This is a genomic window from Marinococcus sp. LNHM3E3-2.2 (assembly GCF_056034385.1).
This window is the reverse complement of record NZ_JBQLIC010000002.1, coordinates 274436-295630: the sequence shown is the minus strand read 5'-3', so window position 1 is coordinate 295630 and position 21195 is coordinate 274436. Positions and strand designations below refer to the sequence as shown.

Annotated in this window: 18 protein-coding genes; 3 read left to right on the top strand and 15 right to left on the bottom strand. The window is 51.0% G+C overall.

Annotated elements, in window-relative coordinates; genetic code table 11:
• Window positions 1-32: 32 nt before the first annotated feature.
• From ACTRXF_RS04025 to iolC, 9 genes are all read right to left on the bottom strand, one after another.
• Entirely contained in the window at window positions 33-1388 is a 1356-nt protein-coding gene (locus ACTRXF_RS04025) for a sigma-54 interaction domain-containing protein (protein WP_474261389.1), read from the bottom strand.
• Between the two features lie 149 nt (window positions 1389-1537).
• Window positions 1538-2452, bottom strand: coding sequence for an aldo/keto reductase (locus ACTRXF_RS04020; RefSeq protein WP_474261388.1), 915 nt, complete (start codon window positions 2450-2452; stop codon window positions 1538-1540).
• Window positions 2449-3480 carry a LacI family DNA-binding transcriptional regulator gene (locus ACTRXF_RS04015; RefSeq protein ID WP_474277920.1) on the bottom strand — a complete coding sequence of 344 codons (1032 nt, stop codon included), beginning with the start codon at window positions 3478-3480 and terminating at the stop codon, window positions 2449-2451. The genes ACTRXF_RS04020 and ACTRXF_RS04015 overlap by 4 nt, the downstream gene beginning before the upstream one ends.
• 188 nt (window positions 3481-3668) lie before the next feature.
• Window positions 3669-4607 carry a myo-inosose-2 dehydratase gene (iolE, locus tag ACTRXF_RS04010; RefSeq protein WP_474261386.1) on the bottom strand — a complete coding sequence of 313 codons (939 nt, stop codon included), beginning with the start codon at window positions 4605-4607 and terminating at the stop codon, window positions 3669-3671.
• Window positions 4608-4655: 48 nt separating this feature from the next.
• On the bottom strand, window positions 4656-5696 hold the full coding sequence (gene iolG, locus ACTRXF_RS04005; protein WP_474261385.1) for an inositol 2-dehydrogenase: 1041 nt from the start codon (window positions 5694-5696) through the stop codon (window positions 4656-4658).
• A gap of 83 nt (window positions 5697-5779) precedes the next feature.
• Window positions 5780-6793 (bottom strand): Gfo/Idh/MocA family protein, encoded by a 1014-nt coding sequence (locus ACTRXF_RS04000; protein WP_474277918.1) that lies wholly within the window; start codon window positions 6791-6793, stop codon window positions 5780-5782.
• A gap of 194 nt (window positions 6794-6987) precedes the next feature.
• Window positions 6988-8907: a 3D-(3,5/4)-trihydroxycyclohexane-1,2-dione acylhydrolase (decyclizing) gene (gene iolD, locus ACTRXF_RS03995; protein ID WP_474277916.1), complete on the bottom strand. Its 1920-nt coding sequence runs from the start codon at window positions 8905-8907 to the stop codon at window positions 6988-6990.
• A 114-nt stretch (window positions 8908-9021) separates the two neighbouring features.
• Entirely contained in the window at window positions 9022-10473 is a 1452-nt protein-coding gene (locus tag ACTRXF_RS03990; RefSeq protein WP_474277914.1) for a CoA-acylating methylmalonate-semialdehyde dehydrogenase, read from the bottom strand.
• Window positions 10474-10560: 87 nt separating this feature from the next.
• A complete protein-coding gene (gene iolC, locus ACTRXF_RS03985) occupies window positions 10561-11562 on the bottom strand; it encodes a 5-dehydro-2-deoxygluconokinase (protein WP_474261381.1) in 1002 nt (333 codons plus the stop codon).
• Between the two features lie 258 nt (window positions 11563-11820).
• Here iolC and iolG (ACTRXF_RS03980) point away from each other — a divergent pair, with 258 nt between their 5' ends.
• From iolG (ACTRXF_RS03980) to ACTRXF_RS03970, 3 genes are all read left to right on the top strand, one after another.
• On the top strand, window positions 11821-12846 hold the full coding sequence (iolG, locus tag ACTRXF_RS03980; protein ID WP_474277912.1) for an inositol 2-dehydrogenase: 1026 nt from the start codon (window positions 11821-11823) through the stop codon (window positions 12844-12846).
• Between the two features lie 15 nt (window positions 12847-12861).
• Window positions 12862-13659, top strand: a complete 798-nt coding sequence (iolB, locus tag ACTRXF_RS03975; RefSeq protein ID WP_474277910.1) for a 5-deoxy-glucuronate isomerase — start codon at window positions 12862-12864, stop codon at window positions 13657-13659.
• Window positions 13660-13766: 107 nt separating this feature from the next.
• Complete coding sequence (locus ACTRXF_RS03970) at window positions 13767-13919, top strand: hypothetical protein (RefSeq protein WP_474261377.1); 153 nt, start codon at window positions 13767-13769, stop codon at window positions 13917-13919.
• Between the two features lie 20 nt (window positions 13920-13939).
• On the opposite strand, the gene allB is transcribed toward ACTRXF_RS03970, so the two are convergent.
• The 6 genes from allB to ACTRXF_RS03940 are packed head-to-tail and all read right to left on the bottom strand — an operon-like array spanning window position 13940 to window position 21082.
• The gene (gene allB / locus ACTRXF_RS03965) at window positions 13940-15274 is read right to left on the bottom strand and encodes an allantoinase AllB (RefSeq protein ID WP_474277908.1); all 1335 of its coding nucleotides are present in this window, start codon (window positions 15272-15274) and stop codon (window positions 13940-13942) included.
• A 14-nt stretch (window positions 15275-15288) separates the two neighbouring features.
• Entirely contained in the window at window positions 15289-16542 is a 1254-nt protein-coding gene (locus ACTRXF_RS03960; RefSeq protein WP_474277906.1) for a pyridoxal-phosphate-dependent aminotransferase family protein, read from the bottom strand.
• 14 nt (window positions 16543-16556) lie between these two features.
• Window positions 16557-17798, bottom strand: coding sequence for an allantoate deiminase (gene allC, locus ACTRXF_RS03955; protein WP_474277904.1), 1242 nt, complete (start codon window positions 17796-17798; stop codon window positions 16557-16559).
• 27 nt (window positions 17799-17825) lie between these two features.
• A complete protein-coding gene (gene uraH / locus ACTRXF_RS03950) occupies window positions 17826-18176 on the bottom strand; it encodes a hydroxyisourate hydrolase (protein ID WP_474277902.1) in 351 nt (116 codons plus the stop codon).
• Window positions 18177-19757: a factor-independent urate hydroxylase gene (gene pucL / locus ACTRXF_RS03945; protein WP_474277900.1), complete on the bottom strand. Its 1581-nt coding sequence runs from the start codon at window positions 19755-19757 to the stop codon at window positions 18177-18179.
• Window positions 19758-19771: 14 nt separating this feature from the next.
• Entirely contained in the window at window positions 19772-21082 is a 1311-nt protein-coding gene (locus ACTRXF_RS03940; protein WP_474277898.1) for a nucleobase:cation symporter-2 family protein, read from the bottom strand.
• Between the last annotated feature and the right edge of the window lie 113 nt (window positions 21083-21195).

Genomic DNA, 21195 nt, shown 5'->3' with positions numbered 1-21195 from the left:
AAAAAAGCAGGAGAGCTCCTGCTTTTTTTGTGTTACATATGATGATCACGCATTTTTTTATATAACGTTGTCCGGTGGATGCCAAGCTTTTTGGCAGCTTCTGTCTTATTGCCGTTTGCTTCTTCAAGCGCCTGCTTAATCATGGTCTGCTCCTGGGCCGATTTCTGGTCCTTCCAGTTTGCTGCGTTCGCGCTTTCGGTCCGGGCTGCCTGAACGGGCTCTGTGGCTTCGCGGGCTTTCACAGAAGAGATGGGAAGGTCTTCCGTACGTATTTTCCCGCCGTCGTGCATCGCAGAAAGCTGCTCAATAACATTCATCAATTCCCGGATGTTCCCCGGCCAGTCATACTGTTTCATGGCTTCCATGGCTTTATTTGTTATTTTTAACGGCTTCACACCCAGCTCAGTGGAAAAATGCGTATTATAGTATTCCACCAGAAGCGGGAGATCTTCGGTCCGCTCTCGGAGCGGCGGGAGGCCTACGGGTACCACATGCAGGCGGTAATACAGGTCCCGGCGGAATTTCCCTTCCTCCACCAGCTGTTCAATATTTTCATTAGTAGCAGAAATGATCTTCATGTTTACCGGAATCGGGGCTGCGTTGCCAATCTTACGTACATACGAATCTTCAAGCACGCGCAAAAGAGCTGCCTGCATCGCCATAGACATATTGCCTACTTCGTCGAGAAACAGTGTGCCTTCATGAGCTGCTTCAAGCAAGCCAACAGCACCCTGCTGGGGCTGCATTGGGACTTCTTTTCCGAATAATTCCTCTTCAAGGTTAGCGTCCGGGATGGAGGCGCAGTTCACCGCTACAAATTCTCCTGTTCTGCCGCTTTCCTGATGAATCGCTTGGGCAAACAATTCCTTGCCTGTGCCCGTTTCCCCGGAAAGCCAGACGGGGGTTTTCGTTTTAGCGGCCCGCTTCGCTGTTTGGATCGCCCGGTGCACCTCTTCATTTTCCCCTATGATACGCCGGAAGGAGGCTATGGAGGGCCGGAAGGTAGGGGAAGAAGCCGTTTCAGACGTATGTAGCTCTTTTAACGCTTTTTCCGTCCAGACACCGGTGACTCTCCCCTTTTTGTTAACGACTGCGATTGGCGGATACTGCTGTTCCCATGATTCCGGAATCTGTCCTTCCGTAATCTGGGAAACTTCTAAGATCCATCCGTCCTTAATTTTTTTATCAAGGCTTTTTTCCTTGTAGATGTGATTCCACACTTTTGTTTCATCGAGAACACCCACTGGGCGGCTGTCTTCATCCACTATCACGATTGCGTCTTTTTCTCCGTTCTTCCAAACCTTCAACACGTCAGACACTTCCGTTTTTGAAGCCTCGAGCATTTGTGGTTCTACTACGAACTGTTTCCAGTATTCTACCTCTGCCACACTCCCTCATCCTTCCTGTTTATGAATTATTACCCCACTATTCCCTTCTGCTTCCCGAAAGAAACAACAGCTTTACTTCAAAGACAATTTTCTATTCTTTACGTAAAAAACGCCCCTCCCTATTCAGGAAAAGGCGTCAGCTGGTTCAGTTAAATAGTGAACAGGGAACTGTCTTTATTATCAAGAAGGTCTACAGCTTTGGCGTTGCTTACCAGCTGCTCCGGCGTTTTGCAGCCGGGGATGACAGCATCCACACTTGAGTTGGCCAGGCACCAGGCAAGGGCCCACTGGGCAAGAGGCACATCATCCGGCAGACTCTCCTTGAGCCGCAGGGCTTCCTGAAGGGCTGCTTCCTGCTCATTTTGTGGATGACGGTGGCGGACATCATTCTCTTCAAAGGAAGCTCCAGGTGTATATTTTCCGCTCAAGTAGCCGCTCGCCATCGGGACTCTGGCGATAACACCGAGATTCTGGCGGTCACATTCCGGAAAAGCATCCTCGGCGTTGTTACGGTCAAGACGATTGTACACGAGCTGTATTGTTTCTGCACCGACAGCTTCTGCCTGCCTGATCTGATTCATGTAGTCCTGTTTTTTCACGGAAAGGCCAAGATGACGGATTTTGCCTGCTTTTTTCTGTTTATCGAGCATCGTCCACAGCTTATCATCCTGAAACTCTTCGTCTGTGCCCGAATGAAACTGGTAAAGATCAATGTAATCTGTCCGGAGCGCCCGGAGGGAGGCTTCGAGCTGCTTTTGCACATCCTCTGGATCATAGTGCCGGGTCCGGTCATTCGGCCCATGAAAATGATGGCCGAATTTGGAGGCTACAAACCACTGATCGCGGTCCTTTTGAATGGCTGTGCCGGTGAGTTCTTCCGCAAGATGGTCCCCGTAGCATTCAGCGGTATCAATAAAATTAAGGTTTTCCGTTCTTGCTGCTTCAAACAGACCATCGACTTCTTTCTGAGTAAAGGTTTTCCCCCATTCGCCGCCGAATTGATATGTTCCAATACCTACGACAGAAACCTCTTCGTTTGTTTTTCCAAGCGTGTTGTATTTCATGAGCTCTTAACATCCCTTTCTGCTTCTTTTATGCCTGCGGTCGTCTTACGCACGTGCAGCTCCGGATTTAAAATAACGGTTCGCGTCGTTTCGTTTTTGCCGCCGATCCGGTCCACAAGCATCTGGGTCACCAGCCGCCCCATTTCAAGGATGGGCTGCGCTACTGTAGTCAGCGGCGGATCACTCAGCGTAGCAATAAATGTATCATCAAAGCCGACAACCGACAAATCCTCAGGCACCCGGCGTCCTGCTTCTTTGCCTGCCTGAATACAGCCGATCGCTAAAAAGTCATTCAAAGCAAAAACTGCAGTAATATCCGGCTTATCCTGCAGAATCTGGCGCATGGATTGTTTAGCATCGTCAATCGAATTATTGCCTTTTACAATCACTGCTTCCTCCCGGTTTACCCCGTGCTCGTCGTACGCTTCGTAAAAGCCCTTCAGCCGCTCTGTATCACTCGAATTATTCATCTCGCCTACAACAAAAGCAATCCGGGAATGTCCTGCTTCGAGCAGATGCTTCGTAGCCGCGTATCCGCCCCGGTAATCATCAACGAGCACCGTATCTACGTTAATCTCGGAAGCATCTCTCGCCACGAGCGCGAGGGGAATGTTCTGTTTCATAAAATCCTGCAGCGCTTTCGTGTTTTGTATGCCTGTTCCCAGAATAATACCGTCCACTCTTTTTTGATTCAGCCACCACAAATATTGAATTTCTTTTTCTGGATTATTGTCGGTATTGCATATAACAACATTGAACCCGCCGGCATGCCCTGTATCTTCCACGCTTCTCGCAAGCTCGGCAAAAAAAGAGTTGGCAATATCAGGAACCAGCAGACCGATCGTATTCGTCTGCTTTCCTGTCAGAGCAGAAGCCACCGTGCTCGGCTGATAATCAAGCTCATCCATAATAGCGAGCACCCGCTGTTTGGTTTTCTCCCCTATTTTTCCTTTGTTGTTAATCACCTTTGACACTGTAGCGATCGAAACTTCGGCCCGCTCAGCGATGTCGTAAATTGTCGGTCTCATTTTATCTTCCTCATTTTTGTCGTTTCGTTTATTATAAATCCTCCGTTCCTTCCTATCCACCGGGAGAGCCTTTTCTTTTAAGCTTTCTGGCCCAGGAGAAAACAAAATTCACTGCGAACTTCCGGAAGTGCAGGCTCCCTGAAGCAGAAAAAAGCATTTCGATATTCACTCGAAATGCCTTCGTTCGTTTATCTGCCAGCTTTTTCCCCGTATTTTTCCAGGATCCTGTCCATCGTTTCATCCAGATGATCCTTCGCCATTTTCGCATATTTATACGGCGGGGCAACGTCTGGATCCTGTTCTGCTTCTACTACTGTCCATCCCCGGTAGCCCCGTTTCATCAGTTCTTCAAGGACAGGCGCAAAATCGATGCAGCCGTCGCCGGGAACGGTGAACAGGCCTTCGAGTACAGCTTCCCGGAACGTCAGGTTTTCTTTAATCGTCCTGTTCCATATGTCTTCCCGTACGTCCTTGTAGTGTACGTACTTAATGCGGTCGTAGTAGCGCGTCAGCTGATCCATCGGGTCGTAGTTGCCGAAAAAGGCATGTCCGGTATCATACAGCAGCGATACAGCATCCTTGTCGGTTTCTGCCATCAGGCGGTCCACGTCCTCGCGTTGTTCTACAATCGTGCCGGCATGCGGATGATACACGAGCTTGAGTCCGTATTTTTCCGCGATGCGCCCGGCTTCGTTCAAGCCGTCCACCATGCTTTTCCACTGTGCTTCTGACGGTGCTGTAATTTTTGCTTTGTCAGGATCATCTTTATCCCAGTGCATCGAGTTGCCCATTTCACACACAATTACGTATTCGCAGTCCATGTCTTTCAAAAACCGGACCCATTCTTCGAAATCGCGGACTTCCTGTTCCTTATGCTGCAGATTGGAAAACTGCGTGCCGACGAATTTACTGGCAAGCGTAATATCGTGCGCTTCGAGAATTGCTTTTAATTCGTCAAGGTTACGTGGAAAGGTGCGACCCATTTCCGTCGCTTCGTACCCGATTTCCCGCATTTCTCCTAGAATCTGATCCAGTGAATAGTGGTCTCCCAGTCCCGGAATATCATCATTCACCCAGCTGATAGCTGCAATTCCGAGATGGAACTCGTAGTTTCCAAGTCCCGCCATATGCTGCACCCCTTTTCTTATCATTTCGTTATATTTTTCCGTGTCTATTTAGTCGGTATAAACTTTATCCTGGTGAACATCCTTCATATAAATGCGTTCTCCGTTGTGTTTAAATGATTCGGTGGCCGCAAGCGCTACCTGCATATTGATTTTGGAATCCAGTGAAGTGACCCTTGGCTCCTCGGCTCCTTTGACGCATTTAATAAATTGTTCGAGCTCGAGAATATAAGCTTCCCGGAACCGTGTCTGGAAATTTGGCACAATCTCGTGGTTGCTTCCCGAGCTGCTTTGCACTGTCACATCGCTGTTACGGAGCGAACCGACAAAGATCGCTCCTTCGGTGCCGATAATCTCTGCCCGTATGTCATGGCCGTACGGAGACGTTCTGCTTGCTTCTACATCCCCGGCTCCTCCGTTTTCAAATTCCAAATACGTAATCGCCTGATCGACATCTCCGTATTCTTCCATGAAGGAATTGATAAGAATGCGGCCGTGGCCGGAAACTGAAGAAATTTCCGAGCCCATTAAATACCGGGCCATATCGTAGTCATGAATGGAGCAGTCCAGAAATATGCCGCCGCTGTTTTTAATGAAAGAGGCAGGCGGTGAGCCGCTGTCTCTGGAGAAGCCTTTAAAATAAATCGGTTTGCCGATTTCTCCGGCTTCAATACGCTCCTTGGCATCATGAAAGCCAGGGTCGTACCTTCTCATGAAGCCGACCTGGCAGACAACGCCGGTCTCCTCAACGACTTTGATCACCTCTTCGGCTTCTGCCACCGTGGAGGTCAGCGGCTTTTCCACAAAGATCTGCTTGCCGCTGCGGGCGGCTTTTGTAATCATGTCAGCGTGCGTACTGGTCGGTGTGACAATCACTACTGCGTCCACTTCCTGGTCGGCAAACACTTCTTCAGGGTCAGACGTCCAGCGTTCCACCCCAAGCTGTTCAGCCACCATTTCGGCGTGCTCGGCGAGTGGATCACACACCAGTATCAGCTCGGCTCCTTTTACTTTGTTCATCATGTTGCTTGCATGAAACAGTCCCAGCCGTCCGAGCCCGAGCACCGCTACTCTTATATCGTTCTGTGCCATTTTGCGCACCTCCTGTGTTTTTCCTGTCCGCCTGACTTAGCTGCTCTTCTTTATGGCCTCTGGCCACTCCTTTTCTCTTTATCTTAAGAAATTACTTTATTTAACTGGTCGGCAATATTTATTTCTTTACCGGTTTTAGCGCTTTCATAAATGCTTGTTAACAGGAAGGTTGATTTGTACGCTTCCTCTGCATTTACCGGCGGTTCTGTACCGTTGACCAGAGCATCAATGAACAGCCGGTTTTCTTCTTCATATCCCCATTTTTTACTGACAGGCATAAGGTGGTAATCCGAGGAATCAATCTCCCCTTCAAGGCCGCAGGCAATTTTCACCGTTTCGAGTTCAGCGGTTGACGCCGTACTGTATTTGCCGTAAATTTCAATTGCTTCAAACGGGAAGCTCCATCCGGAATGGGCGAAGGTGTTGAACGTCATGACCAGGCCGGATTCAAAGGTTAAAAGAATCGCAAAGTTATCAAGCTCGCTGTCTGACACGGCCTGTGTTGCCTCGCATTTCACTTTCTTTACTTCCCCGAAATAATAGCGGCAGAGATCCATCAAATGAAACGGCGTTTCGTATAAAAAGCCTCCAGTTTTCGCTGGATCTGAAGTCCAGGCAGGATACAGCAGCTCTCCCCGGTTCATTTTGAAATGGGCGGAGTACGCATCCAGCTGCCCCGAATCCATATAGCTTTTAATTTTTTTATACACATAGGCATACCGGCGGTTCATGCCAAGATTGTAGCAGCCTTTAGACTCCCGGGCGGCATCGCGTATCTGTTTTGCTTCTTCCTCCGAGGTGGCCATTGGCTTTTCGCTGAAGACGTTTACATTATTCTTCAAGCAATGAAGAACCGGACTGACATGCATCGTGTTTGGCGTGGTGACGTAGACCGTGTCCACACCAAGTGCAATCAGCTCTTCGATGGAGCCCGCTGTTTGAACTTCCGGGCCTGCTTCTGCGGCCAGCTCCTTCGCCTTTTCTTCAAAAATATCAGCAATTCCAACGATTTCGACCCGTTCATCCTGCTTTAAAAGAGCAGCATGCACTGCAGCAATGTGCCCCGCTCCCAGTATTCCAACCTTTACTTTATCCACGACCTAGAACCTCCTGCACTGTTTTTTATAGTTATTATAATTGTTTTTGAGTAAGCGCTTAACTTATGTTTATACTATCGTTTCCTTTCAGGTAATTCAAGGGGTAAACGGAAAAAATGTAAGCGATTTATCAAAAAGATAATTTCCAGTTAAAAAAAGCGTCCAAAGCCGGGGCTATGAACGCGTTTAACCATTTAATATTTCCGGGCATGCTGCAGCTGCTTTTCTTTTTCTTCAAAGGACTCCCGTACACTTTCACGCTCAGAAACCTCTGAAACCCCGACGTGCCACCAGGATTCATAATCCCCGGTCATCGTCTTCGGCAGCACCTTTACATCAATCAGCGTAGACACCGTCTGCTTTTTCGCGTCAGCGATAGCTTCTTTCAACCCTTGCTCTGTCGTGACCCGGTACGTTTTCAGGCCGTAGCCTTCAGCTACTTTTGCATAGTCAATGTGCATCACACTGCCGCACATTTCATCCTTTGCTTCATCACGATGGCGAAACTCTGTGCCAATGCTCTGCATACCGTTGCCCATCTGCAGATTATTAATGCAGCCGTAGCCGGAATTGTCGAACAGCATCACGTTAATTTTTTTGTTTTCCTGGACGCTTGTAATCATTTCCGAATGCAGCATCAAAAAGCTGCCGTCCCCGACCATGGCATATACTTCCTTGTCGGGCTCTGCGAGCTTGGCCCCGAACGCTCCGGAAATTTCATACCCCATGCAGGAATAGCCATATTCCATGTTGTACCGGTATTTCTGGCTGGACTCCCAAAGGCGCTGCATGTCGCCAGGCAGACTTCCGGCCGCTCCGACGGCTACAGCGTCTTCATCGATTTCCCGGTTCACAATACCAAGTGCTGTCGTCTGCGCCAGATCCGTGCCAAGCACTTTACGGTACTCCTGCAGCTCCTCATCAAGATGACCGGCGATTTCCGGCGTAAATCCTTCTTCTGTGTAGCGGACAGAATAAAGCCGCTCTTTTTCCCTGGCCCAGACCGCCTTTGCCTCTTCGGTCTCTTTTTGAAATTCAGACGTATAGCCCCCGGTTTCGTTTACCAGCGCGTCAATTACAGCCTGAGCGTCCCCGATTAATGGGGCTGCATCCATTTTCACCCCGTGAAATTCCGACACGTTGATTGAAATAAATTCGACATTTTCATCCTGGAACAGCTGCTTCGAGGAAGTGGTAAAGTCAGCCAGACGCGTACCTACTGCAATAATAACATCCGCCTTCGGAGCCAGCGTATTCGCCGCCAGGTTACCGGTTACCCCAAGACCGCCGACATTCCACTCATGTGTGCTTTCCACCGCACTCTTGCCGGCCTGCGTCTCTGTGATTGGCACGTTCCAGGCTTCAGCCATTTTTTTCAGGCTTTCTCCCGCCTCTGAATAACGCACGCCTCCACCGCAAATAATAAACGGACGCTTTTTGCTCCGGATTAAAGCAGCTGCTTCCTTCACCGAACGTTCATCCGGCACTTTTCTCGAAACACGGTGAACACGTTTCTGGAAAAACGATTCCGGAAAATCGTACGCTTCCCCTTGGACGTCCTGGGGGACGGACACGGTAACAGCGCCGGTTTCTGCCGGATTTGTTAATACACGCATCGCCTGTATTAAAGAGCTCATCAGCTGTTCGGGTCTTGTTATACGGTCCCAGAACTTACTTACCGGACGGAATGCATCGTTAGTGGAAAGCGTTAAGTCGTGAGGCTGCTCCACCTGCTGCAGCACCGGGTCCGGCTGGCGGCTTGCGAAGATGTCTCCCGGAAAAAGAAGCAGCGGCACGTTGTTTACTGTCGCCACACTTGCCGCTGTCACCATGTTGGCAGAGCCAGGTCCGACTGAAGACGTGCAGGCGATGATGCGTTTACGATTGTTCTGTTTAGCATACGATATAGCCGCATGCCCCATCCCCTGCTCGTTTTTTCCCTGGTACACCCGGAGCCGCTTCGCTTCAGAAAGAGCCTGGCCGAGGCCAAGAACGTTACCGTGGCCGAAAATCGTAAACATTCCATCTACAAACGGAATTTCCTCGCCGTCCCATTCAATATACTGCTGCTCCAAAAAACGTACGATTGCCTGTGCTGTCGTTAATACGGGCATAAAAATCCCCTTCCTGTTGTCGTTTTATAGAAAAAAACTGCCTTCTCCTCTCTCAGAATAGAAAGGAAAGAGAAGACAGTCCGGGTGTTGTGCTATTGGGCTGAAGCTATACGTTTACCAGCGGGCGGTGACCATTTTCTTGCGGGTGTAGAACTCCACGCCGTCCTTGCCGTTCGCATGCAGGTCGCCGTAGAAGGAATCCTTCCAGCCGGAAAATGGGAAGAACGCCATCGGCGCCGGCACGCCCACGTTGATGCCGAGCATCCCGGAGTCGATATTCTCCCGGAATTCCCGGACGCTGTGGCCGGAGCTCGTGAACAGGCACGCCCCGTTCGCGAAGCGGGACTCGTTCGCCCATTCGATGCCGGCGGTCAGGTCCGGCACGCGCACGATGGACAGCACCGGCGCAAAAATTTCATCCTGCCAGATCGTCATCGTCTGCTGTACGTGGTCAAAGATGGTCGGGCCGATAAAGTAGCCGTCCTTCGCGACCTCATCCTGGCGGCCGTCGCGTACGAGCGTCGCGCCTTCTTCGACGCCTTTGTCGATGTAGGCCTTCGTTTTCTCGAGGTGCCCTTCGCGGATCACCGGACCGAGGAACACGTCTTTTTCGCGGCCGTTGCCGATGGTCACATCATCCGCGTACGCCTGGATCTTTTCGACCAGCTGGTCGGCGACGCTTTCCTGCACCGCGACCACGGAGGCGGCCATGCACCGTTCCCCGGCGGAGCCGAAGGCGGCGTTCAGAATCTGCCAGGCGGCGTTATCGAGGTCCGCGTCCTCCATGACAAGGGTATGGTTTTTGGCGCCGGCGAGCGCCTGGACGCGTTTGCCGTGGGCGGTGCCGTTTTTATACACGTATTCGGCCACCGGCTGCGAGCCGACAAAGGAAATCGCCGGCACGTCGTCGTGCTCGAGCAGGCCGTTCACGACGTCATGCGCGCCGTGGACCACCGAAAGCACGCCCTTCGGCAGCCCGGCTTCCTCGAACAGCTCGGCGAGCCGGTTTGCCAGCATCGGCGTCCGCTCGGACGGCTTCATCACGAACGTGTTGCCGCAGGCGATCGCCAGCGGGAACATCCAGCACGGCACCATCATCGGGAAGTTGAACGGGGTGATCCCGCCGACCACGCCGATTGGATAGCGGTACATGCCCGACTCAATGTTGGTGGCAATGTCCGGCAGCTGGTCACCCATCATCAGCGTCGGCGCCCCGGCGGCGAATTCCACGCACTCAATGCCGCGCTGCACTTCGCCTTTGGCTTCCTTCAGGTTTTTACCGTTTTCGAGCGTAATGATCTCGGCAAGCTCGTCCCAGTGTTCGATGAGCTGCTGCTGGTAGGCAAACAGGATACGGGCCCGCTGCGGGACCGGCTTTTTCGACCAGTCCCGGTAGGCGGCTTTCGACGCCTTCACGGCTTCGTCCACTTCCTCCTTCGAGGAGAGCGGCACATGGGCGATCACCTCACTGGTGGCCGGATTGTACACCTTGTCGGTCGCCGACCGGGACTCCACCCATTCGCCGCCGATAAAATTTTTCAGTGTGGTTACTGCTTGTTCCTGCATATTCTTCATCGTCCTTTCTATATAAACAAATTATAGAATTGCTTTTTGAAGTACTTTCACATGATTATACCGGAGCATTCTGTCCTCTTAGGACTTTATGGTACCTTTTCTCACACTTTCATCAATGAATTCCTGTACTTCTTCCGCATTCGGCATCGCTTCGGAGCAGCTGTGCCGGGAAATGACAATGGCTGCAGACGCACCGCCAAAATCCATTGCCCGGTCGACTTCCCACCCCTGCATCAGACCGTAAACAAAGGAGGAAGCGTAGGCGTCTCCTGCCCCGAATGTTTTCAGCACTTCAGTTTCAAAGGTTTTCCCGGTGAAATAGTCCCCGTCCTTTGTGTAGGCAAACGAGCCTTCGGCTCCGTGCTTAATCAGCACAATCTCCGCCGAGTGATTAAACCACTTCGCAGCAGTCTTATCATCGCTTCCATCCATTTCTGACTCCATGTTTTCCATCATATTGAATTCGTCTCTTGTTCCAATAATCAGGTGGCTTTTTTCAGCCAGCAGGTTGTAGTACGTGGCGGTTTCTTCCTTTGATTTCCACGTCGCCGGACGAAAGTCAATATCAAAGAGCACCTTCGTTCCGTGTTTATGCGCATATTCTGCCGCCAGAAAGACCGCTTCCCGGGAAGGGCTCGCAGCAAGCGCCGTGCCCGAAAACATTACCGCGGATGTATTTTTAATGTATTCCTCGGAAATTTCGAGCGGACTGATTTTCAAATCCGCTACGTTGTCTCTGTACAGAAGTATACTGCAGTCTTCCGGACTGATAATTTCCGTAAAGGCAAGACCAGTCACCGCCCCCGTATCGTCTGTTTTTATATTTTCCGTATTGATATTATTTTCTTCAAAGTAGCCGCGGATAAAATTACCCATCTGGTCATCTGCTATCTTGCCGATAAAGCCGGTGCTGAGACCGAGTCTCGATGCCCCAATCGTAATATTTGCCGGAGAGCCTCCCACATATTTCGTAAACGTCCGCGTTTCTTCCATCGGACGGTTGATTTCATTCGCGTTCATGTCAATCGTCAGCCGGCCCATGCCAACCAGATCCCTTGAACGGTTTTTTGGAAATTCCATTAAAACATAACCACCCTTCGTTATTTTAATCGATTTATGGTTAAGCGCTTTCCTCTTCTATACGTTTGATTCTAAAGAAAGCGCATTCAGATGTAAAGTATTTTTTTGATTTTTCTTTAATTTCTATATTAATGGTGAACGCTGCTGCATGTTTTCTGAAAAATCTCATTCTTTGATTGATGTAAGCGATTCATTAATGTATAATTCACATTAAAGTTAAGCGCTTTCTTCAAAATACATTTTATGGAGGTTCTGCATATGGTTAATATAGGTGTTATCGGCGCCGGGCGCATCGGCCGGCTGCATATAGAAAACCTTCATTATCTTCCGGCCACTGCTCTCCGGGCTGTCGCAGATATAAACACCTCTGCTCTTGAAACAATCGAGCAGGCCTTTTCTCCGCAGTATGTTACGTCTAACGCTGAAGATATTCTTCACGATCCCGAAATTGATGCCGTCTTCATCTGCGCTGCCACCTCGGAGCATATCTCTCTCATTGATAAGGCCATTCAAAACAAGAAACATATTTTCTGTGAAAAGCCGATCAGCTTTGATATTGAAGAATCCCGCCGGGTCGTCAAGTCGGCTAAAGAAGCGGGCCTTGTTTTTCAGCTCGGCTTCAACCGCCGCTTTGATCCTTCCTTTCAGCAGGTGCGGAAGATGCGGATTAACGGCCAGATCGGCACCCCCGAGATGCTTCAGATCGTCTCACGCGATCCTTCCCCGCCTCCCATGGAATACGTGGCGAAATCCGGAGGACTGTTCGTGGACATGACCATTCACGACTTTGATATGGCCCGCTATATTATGGGAGAAAATATCGCAGCGATTTCTGTGCACGGCGGTGCGCTGACCGATAAGCGGTTCAACGATTACGACGACATTGACACGGCTGTTATTTCTTTAACATTCGAAAGCGGGGCGGTCGGTGTGATTGAAAACAGCCGGCGGGCGGTCTACGGCTACGATCAGCGTCTCGAGCTGTTTGGCTCCAACGGGGCAGCCACAGTGCCGAACCAGCCAATCCATCAGGTGGAGTGGTGGCAGGACGATTTTATTAAATCGGAAAAGCCGGTGCATTTCTTCCTCGAACGTTATCAAACAGCGTTTCAGCGCGAAATTGCAATGTTCGCTGAATCCGTGCAGTCCAACACCCCGGCTGTCTGCACCGGTGATGACGGCATTGCCGCCCAGACGGCTGCACTGGCTGCAGCAAAAGCATGGAAAGAGAAGAAAACCGTATATGTTGCTGATGTGGAATCCGAAACAATTGAAACCTCTTAGAAAGGATGTTTATGTATGCCAAACTTAGTTGTAAAACCAGACACCAACGCACAAAAAATTCACGATGTTACCCCGGAGAGCGCCGGATGGAGTTATGTCGGCTTCCAGGTGTACCGTGTGCAGGAGGGCGAAAGCATTCAGGCTGACACCGAAGATAACGAAGCATGCCTCGTGCTGTTAAGCGGCAAAGCAGACATACAGACCAGCACTGAATCCTTTGAAAACCTCGGCAAGCGCATGAGTGTTTTCGAAAAAATTCCGCCGTATTCAGTATACGTTCCGGCCAAAGACCGCTTCGAGGTCAAGGCGACTACAGATATTGAACTCGCCGTCTGTAAGGCACCGGCAACCGGAAAGTACAACGCCCGCCTGATCGGTCCGGATGATGTAGGAACAGAAGACCGCGGCTCCGGCTCCATGTCCCGGAGAGTGCATAATATCCTCCCGGATTCTGAAGAAGCCGAGAGCGTGCTCGTAGTGGAGGTGTATACACCGGAAGGAAACTGGTCGAGCTATCCGCCGCACAAGCACGATACCGAAAATCTTCCGCACGAGTCCTATCTTGAAGAAACGTACTTTCATAAAGTGGACCCGGAGAAAGGCGGATTTCTGATTCACCGCGTTTACGACGATCCGAGAGATCTTGATGAAACGATGGTCGTAAACAGCAACGATGTCGTGATGGTACCTAAAGGCTACCATCCGGTGGCAGCTCCTGCAGGCTACCAGGCTTATTATTTAAATGTCATGGCCGGGCCGGTACGCCAGTGGAAGTTCCATAATGATCCGGATCACGAATGGCTCCTGAAATAAACCATTTCCGCCTTCAGGCCTTCAAATGAAATTCATTTGGAGGCTTATTTTTGTGCAAATAAGGATATATACTATACAACAAGAAGTTCACGGAAAGGAGTGTCCATATGGCTTTTCAAAAGATCGCACGTACGATTTTAAAGGCGAACCGTGTGACTGGTGATGTAAAGGCAGCCAAAAACGGATCTCTGGGTAAACGCCTCGCGCGCCGCTCTGCCAACCGTACAGCACGTAAATTCATTAACCGCCTTCTGCGCTGAAAAAAGTGGCTGCCGGATCATTATTCCTGCAGCCACCTTCCTTGTCTGTTTGTAAATGTATCAGTTTTTCCGTTATAAATTTCTGTGCCCCTCTGCCAGACTGAATGAATCCGGTGTGGAAAACGATGCCCTTCAAACAAACTGTGCTTATGACGCATGTGCATCGTTCCGCGCGTCACTGTCGTTTCTTCGTGGATGTCGATCAGCACGATGTCTGCATCCTTCCCTTCTTCCAGGCTCCCCTTTTGATGCAGCCCGAAACGGTACGCCGGATGCTCTGCAGTCCAAGCTGCTGCTTTTTCCCATGGCAGGCCGTGCTTCGCTGTGAGCTCGAGTACACTCAACAGCGTGTATGGACCGCCCGAAATACCTCCCCACGCCTGCCACAGCCCGCCTCCTTTCAACTCTTCCGGACACGGTGAATGATCGGAGGTCACCATATCTATATCCCCCTGCTTCCATCTGGATACAAGCTCCTGCTGTACCGGGGCCTCCCGTAATGGCGGCGCGCATTTTGCTTCAGCTCCGCGCATTCGCAGTGCTTCGTGGTCAAACATCAGATAATGGGCGCAGGTTTCGAGCGTAACATCCTGTCCGGCTGCTTTTGCGCGCTGAATCACCTGGACCGCCTCAGCAGAGCTGATATGTACAAAGTGCAGCGGACAGCCTGTCTGCTTCGCAAAAACGAGGGCGCGCTGCACCGCTTCGAGCTCTGCTTCCACCGGCCTGGAAGCCAAATAATCATCCGCTTCCGTGCGCCCCTGCTCCTCAAGCTGCCGGCTGAGCGTACTCACTACCGGTGCGCTTTCTGCATGAAGACCGAGCATTCCCCCGTGCTCGGCAATCACCTGCATCCCCCGGAACAGCGTTTCATCATCCGCCCGTTCAAATTCCGGGTTGCCGCTCGGCGACATAAAGGCTTTGAACACACGTATGCCCCGCGCCGCCATAGCCGGAATATGTTCTACTCCCCCGGGCACGAGGCCACCCCAAAGCCCAAAGTCCAGGACGGATTTCTGCCGGCCAAGCGCTGCTTTTTCTTCGGCATTTTCCGTCGTGATCGTAGAAGGAATACCGTTTAACGGCATATCCATATACGTAGTGATGCCACCCGCTGCAAGCATCCGGGAGCCTGTTTCGAAGCCTTCCCAGTCCCGGCCGGGCTCGCTGAAATGAACGTGAACATCTACCGCTCCCGGCATGACGAGCATTTCATCAGCATCTACTACGCTTTGTGCTTTGGTTTCCTCAGAAACGCCAAAGGCTGCTATTTTTCCGTCTGAGACTGCCACCGTAGTTACTTCTGTACCGGCTGGGCGGACAACGGTCCCATTTTTAATCAGCAGATCATGCATTTTTATGTGTCCTCCTATACTTCAGCCGTAGCTTTTGTATCTTTTTTCTGCATATAAAAGGAGAGGGCTGCCTGCTGGGCAGTGCCGGGATTCACCTGGGCCCCAGCGTATAAAAGCACTGATTCGAGCGCTCCGAGCACAGCCAGCACGTTTTCCTTCCGGCAACTGTAGCCCATGGAGCCAATGCGCCAGATTTTGCCGTGCAGTGGTCCGAAGGACGACGCGATTTCAATCCCGAACTGTTCAAGCAGCATTTTGCGGACCTCATCTGCGTCAATGCCCTCCGGGACATTAATGCAGGTGACGACCGGCAGCTTCTGTTCGCCTTCAACAAACAGCGACAGGCCCATTGCCTTTAAACCGGCTGTCAGCGCTTCTTCGTGGTAGCGGTGCCGGGCAAAGCGGGATTCGATCCCTTCGTTGACGATCAGTCTCGAGCCTTCATGAAGCGCATAAACCATCGACGTCGCTTCGGTATGATGATTCAGGCGCCGCGGACCCCAATAGTCCTGCAGCTGGCTGAGATCAAAGTAATTACTCCGGATCATCGGTGCCTCCGGCTGCTTATCTGCCTCTGTCGCAATCCCCCGTTCCACTTTTTTCCGCGCCTGAAAGCGGCGCTCGAGGCGTTCATTGTACGTAAGCGGAGCCATTCCGGACGGAACGCTGAAGCATTTCTGCGTCCCGCCGATGACCGCATCCAGACACCATTCATCTGTTTTGACCGGGACACCGCCAATTGTAGCCACCGCATCCACTACAATGTAGATCCCGCGTGCCCGGCAGGCGTGGCCGATTTCTTTAAGCGGCTGAATGCAGCCGGTCGACGTTTCGCCGTGCACCATCGCAACAATATCCGGCTTCACACGGTCCATTTTCTCGATGACTTCTTCTGGGGAAAAGACCGAGCCCCATTCCTTTTCGAGCGTGTGGATCTCTGCGCCGTACCGTTCGGCGATCTCAGTTAAAAGATACCCAAACCGACCGTAAATCGGCACGAGTACCCGGTCCCCCGGGTGAATCGCACTCGCAAGCACCGATTCAATACCCGAACGGGAGGTACCGTCCACCGGAAAGGCCCATTCATTTTCAGTTTGAAAGATGCGGCGAAGAAGCTCCATCGTTTCATTCATAATACTCGTAAAGGCTGGATCAAACTGTCCGACTACCGGCGTGCTCATGGCACGGAGCACCCGGGGGTCCGCCTCCACCGGACCCGGTGTCATGATCGTGCGGAGCGGCGGCTGGATTTCCTGGTGATAGCCCATATTTACTCTCCTTTCTAATACGCTAAACGAAACAGTGTTTCTTCAAGCACTTTTACTCCCTGCTCCAAATCGCTGGATTTGGTATATTCCTTCGGGGAATGGCTCACACCGGCTTCGCTTGGCACAAACAACAGTGCAGTCGGATAATAGCTGCCCATGACCTGGGCGTCGTGCCCGGCTCCGCTGATCATCAGCTGCGATGAAATATGCAGGCTTTCAGCAGCTTTGTGCATCGTTTCATATACGTCTCTGCTCATTGGCACCGGCTCTACTTCCATCCAGCAATTTGAAGAAACGCTCATGTCGCACTGTTCAGCCTGCGCAGCGTACAGATTTTCGAGCTCCTGCTCGAATTCTTCGAGCAGTGCTTTGCTGTGATGACGGACATCCAGGCTGAAAACGACCTTAGACGCGATGACGTTCGGTACGTTTGGCGCAATTTCCATTTTGCCCACTGTAGCCACCATGCTTTCGTCCTTCCGCCTCGCCATCGCGGTGATATTTGTAATCAGTTCACTGGCTAATACCACCGCATCCTTGCGTTCCGGCATGGGAGTGGTTCCGGCATGATTGCTTTCCCCTTCGACAGTAACGTGGTACCTGCGCTGTCCGACAATATCTGACACCACTCCAACAGAAGCATCCGTCTTTTTCAATGTGCCTCCCTGTTCCACATGAAGCTCAATGAAGGAGTCAATGTCTTCACGCCTGAGCGGAAGCGAGGCCGGAGCTTCAAATTCACATGCCCGCATCGCCTGGCCAATAGAGATACCGTCTGTATCCTTCAGGGTCTCTGTTTCACCCTCAGACAGCCTTCCGGTAATATGGCCCGAGCCCCAGAACGTGACCGGAAAACGACTTCCTTCCTCCTCACAGAACGATACGATTTCAATGCTCTGCTTCGGCCGCCCGTAAGTCTGCTTCAGCCTTTCTACGGCAAGCATTGCAGCAGCCACACCGTAAGCGCCGTCATATATGCCGCCGTTTACGACGGAATCAATATGGGAGCCGGTCATAACGATCTTATCCGTTTTTTCTGTCCCTTCAAGGCGTCCGAATACATTTCCGACGGCATCATACCGGGCTTCAAGACCCATTTCCCCCATTTTCACCTTTACTGCTTCCTGGGCCTGCTGCCACGATTCATCGTATAAAAGCCTCGTCACACCGCCGTCTTCTGTTTTTCCAAATCCGGCAAGCCACTCCAGCAGCTGATCAATTTGATCCTGAATTATGTTTGAAGAATGAACAGCCATACGGTCCCTCCTTTGCCTGGCTTTTAGTCAGCTTCCCCGATACGTTTGATAGCCATAGGGGGACAACAGCAGCGGGAGGTGATAGGACGTTTCTTCCGCCGAAAGCGTGACGCGGAGAGCCACCGTTTCCAGAAAATGCGGCTCCTCCTTTGTCCATCCCTTCTCCCGGAGATATTCCCCTGTTTGAAATTCCACCTCGTACGCAGCTGTTTGAATATCATCTGCCTGCAGCAGCGGTTCATCCACCCGCCCATCTGCATTGGTGATCCGTTCTGCTTCTTTAATTTTCCGGCTGCCATCCAGACGGTACAGCGTTAAAGCTATACCTTCGCCTGGACGGCCGGAAGCCAGATCAAGCACATGTGTTGTGAGTCCCATTTATACTTCCCCTTCATGATCCAGATCTTCGCGGTGTACCGCAAAGCGCTGGAATCCGTACGGACGGCGCGGCTCTGTGTATACTTTGCCGTCGCTTCCCGGAATATCTTCGACCACAGTATCCCACGTATGGTTCTGCGACTCGAACGAGACCTCCTGGAGCTGCGGGAACCGCTCAAGCACCCGGCGGCCGATATAATAGATCAGCTGCTGAATCGAGGCCGTCTGTGTTTCATGGAAAACAGCAGCTGCAATGTCCTTCACCTGCTCAGCAGCTACGTAGCCTTCCCCGTTCTGTCCGAAGGCAGTCTGCGGCGTTTCATATGTCCAGCCGATATTTAAATAAATAAACAGCGGGCGGTTGGAGTCCTCCGGCAGCGTCGTGTATTCATCCCGGATAAATCCGACAAATGAATTGTCCACTACTTTCACGAGCTGGACGTCCTTTACGTAGCTCTCCTGCTCAATAATTTCCGGAGCCCCGAACGAGGTCCGGCCTACTTTAACCATCGCTGCAGGTTTTTCGTTATGAGATTTTTTAAACACTACACCACTTTTGTATCCCGTATCGTCTACATTTACTTTTTCAAAAGGAAGATGGTCAGCGTATACTTCCGCGGTTTCAACATGATCATATTTTTCGAGAAACGCTTCCCCGACATAAGCGAGGAACCCTTCCACCGTTGCGCCTTCATAGCTGCCAAGGTGACGCTGAATAAAGTTTTTCATGGAGTCCGTCGCCACCACCATACTGTTGTCGCCTTCAGTAAAGCTTGGAAGAAAGGCTTCCCCGGTAATATTAACGGAGACATTCAAACCGAAAATTGTATTATTTGTGCCTTCATACGGAGATTCCGGTATGGGCGTGATATCTGTAAACGGAATCGAAAACGTCCGGTAGGCGAATACATCACCTTTACCGTAGCTCATCGTTCTCCGCTTTTTACTGCCTGTTCTTGTCACTGTCTGCGACATGCGGGCCGGCTCTGTCGCAAGTGCTGCAGAAGCTTCATGCTCTTCGGCCGGGGCACTGCTCCCCGTGTTGTCCACACTTTCGTTTGATGCAGTCACCGTTTCCGTCTGCTCCTCTTCAATGATGGCCTCAAGCCGCAGAAAAGCTATGCGGTGAATTTCCCGGAGAGCCTGGCGTTTTTCCTCCTCCTGGGTATGGTCCATACGTGTTTGTACTGCCTGTAAAATATCCTCTGCCGTCTTTCCTCTCACAGCCATAATAAACGGCATGCCAAACTTGTCCTGGTAACGCTCGTTCCATATCCGCAGCTCTTCCTGCTGCTCCTCTTCCATTTCCGTTAAGCCAGCGCTTTCCTGCTCGGCAGTGGATGCCCCGCTCATCGGTTTCTTTTCTCCGAGAGAAGGATGCGCCTGGATCAATGCGCGCCGGTTCTCTTCCCCGGATGTCATAACTACACCTGCCATCCGCTGATGCAGGTCTTCAACAGATTCCATTGGTCTCACCGGTTCAACTGCCTCTGCCACCCACGGAGAATTTTCATACACCCCTCCGAAAGTGTCGATAAATTCCCTGCGGGATAATTGGTTTACTTGTTCAATGGTCAGCATACACTACTCCTCCTTCAAGCTTTACTTTGTTTTTCTTCATTATATACATGTTCCCCCTTCCACCGTATATTAAATAGGAGATTGATGAAAATTGCGGCTAAACTACCAGTGATAATGCCATCCCCGAAGATGATGGCAAGCCCTTCCGGAAGGCTTGAAAACAGCTCGGGCACTACTGTGGCGCCCAGTGCAAGCGACACGGAGCAGGCAACCACCAGCTGGTTCGACTGATCATTAAAATCGACCTCACGGAGCATCTGCAGGCCTGCAACGACAACCATTCCAAACATGACGACGGTCGCCCCGCCAAGCACCGGCGTTGGAATGATGACTACAAGGGCGGCAACTTTTGGAATCAGCCCCAGGACGATCAGTGTCATAGCCGCAGAGAAAATAACGTTTCTCGTTTTTACCTTTGAAAGCTCCAGCAGACCTACATTCTGGGCAAATGTACTGTAGGGAAAAGCGTTGAACAAGCCGCCGATAATGACTGCAAGCCCTTCGGAACGGTAGCCCCGGACCAGGTCATCCTCGTTTAGCTCACGCTCCGTAATACGGGCGACTGCGTAGTAGGCACCGGTCGTTTCAACGACAATCACACTGCACACAATAATCATCGTGATAATCGGTCCAATTTCAAATGTCGGCACCCCGAAGTACAGCGGCTGAGGAAAATGGAACCACGAGGCTTCCATCACTTCTCCAAAGGAGACCTGTCCCATCACTGCCGCGGCTATCGTGCCGCCGGCAATACCGATTAAGACAGCAAGTGATCTCATAAACCCTGTAAACATCCGGAATAAAAGAATGATCACGGCGAGTACGCTGACTGATAAAAGCAGATTAAAAAGGGAGCCGAAGTTTTCGCTTCCTTCTCCGCCCGCCATGTTTCTGATACCGGTAGGAATAAGCGAAAGCCCGATAATCGTTACGACAGTGCCGCGCACGATCGGCGGGAACACCTTTTGTAATTTTCCAAAAAATCTGGCGAAGATAACGACAAACAGTCCAGCCACAAGAATCGATCCGTAAATAGCTGTTATGCCGTAATTGGTGCCAATACTGATCATCGGGGTCACTGCTACAAATGATACGCCGAGCATGACAGGCAGTCCGATGCCGATATGTTTTCCTCTCCACAGCTGCAGCAGGGTTGCTACGCCGCAGGAAAGCAGGTCAATTGCCACTAAGTATGCCAGCTGTTCTGCTGAAAGCTCCAGTGCGCGTCCTACGATAAGCGGAACGAGTATCGCTCCGGCGTACATTGCAAGTACATGCTGAAGTCCCAATGAAAAAGTCCGAAGCCCGTTGGTTCCGTTAGCCATGATTAGGTGTTCCTCCTTTTATTGTTACCTTACTATCCATCTTATAGGAGGCCCGGACTCGTTTCATTAGACGTTCTATATAAAATTATCAAAATATTTTAGTCAATGTATCT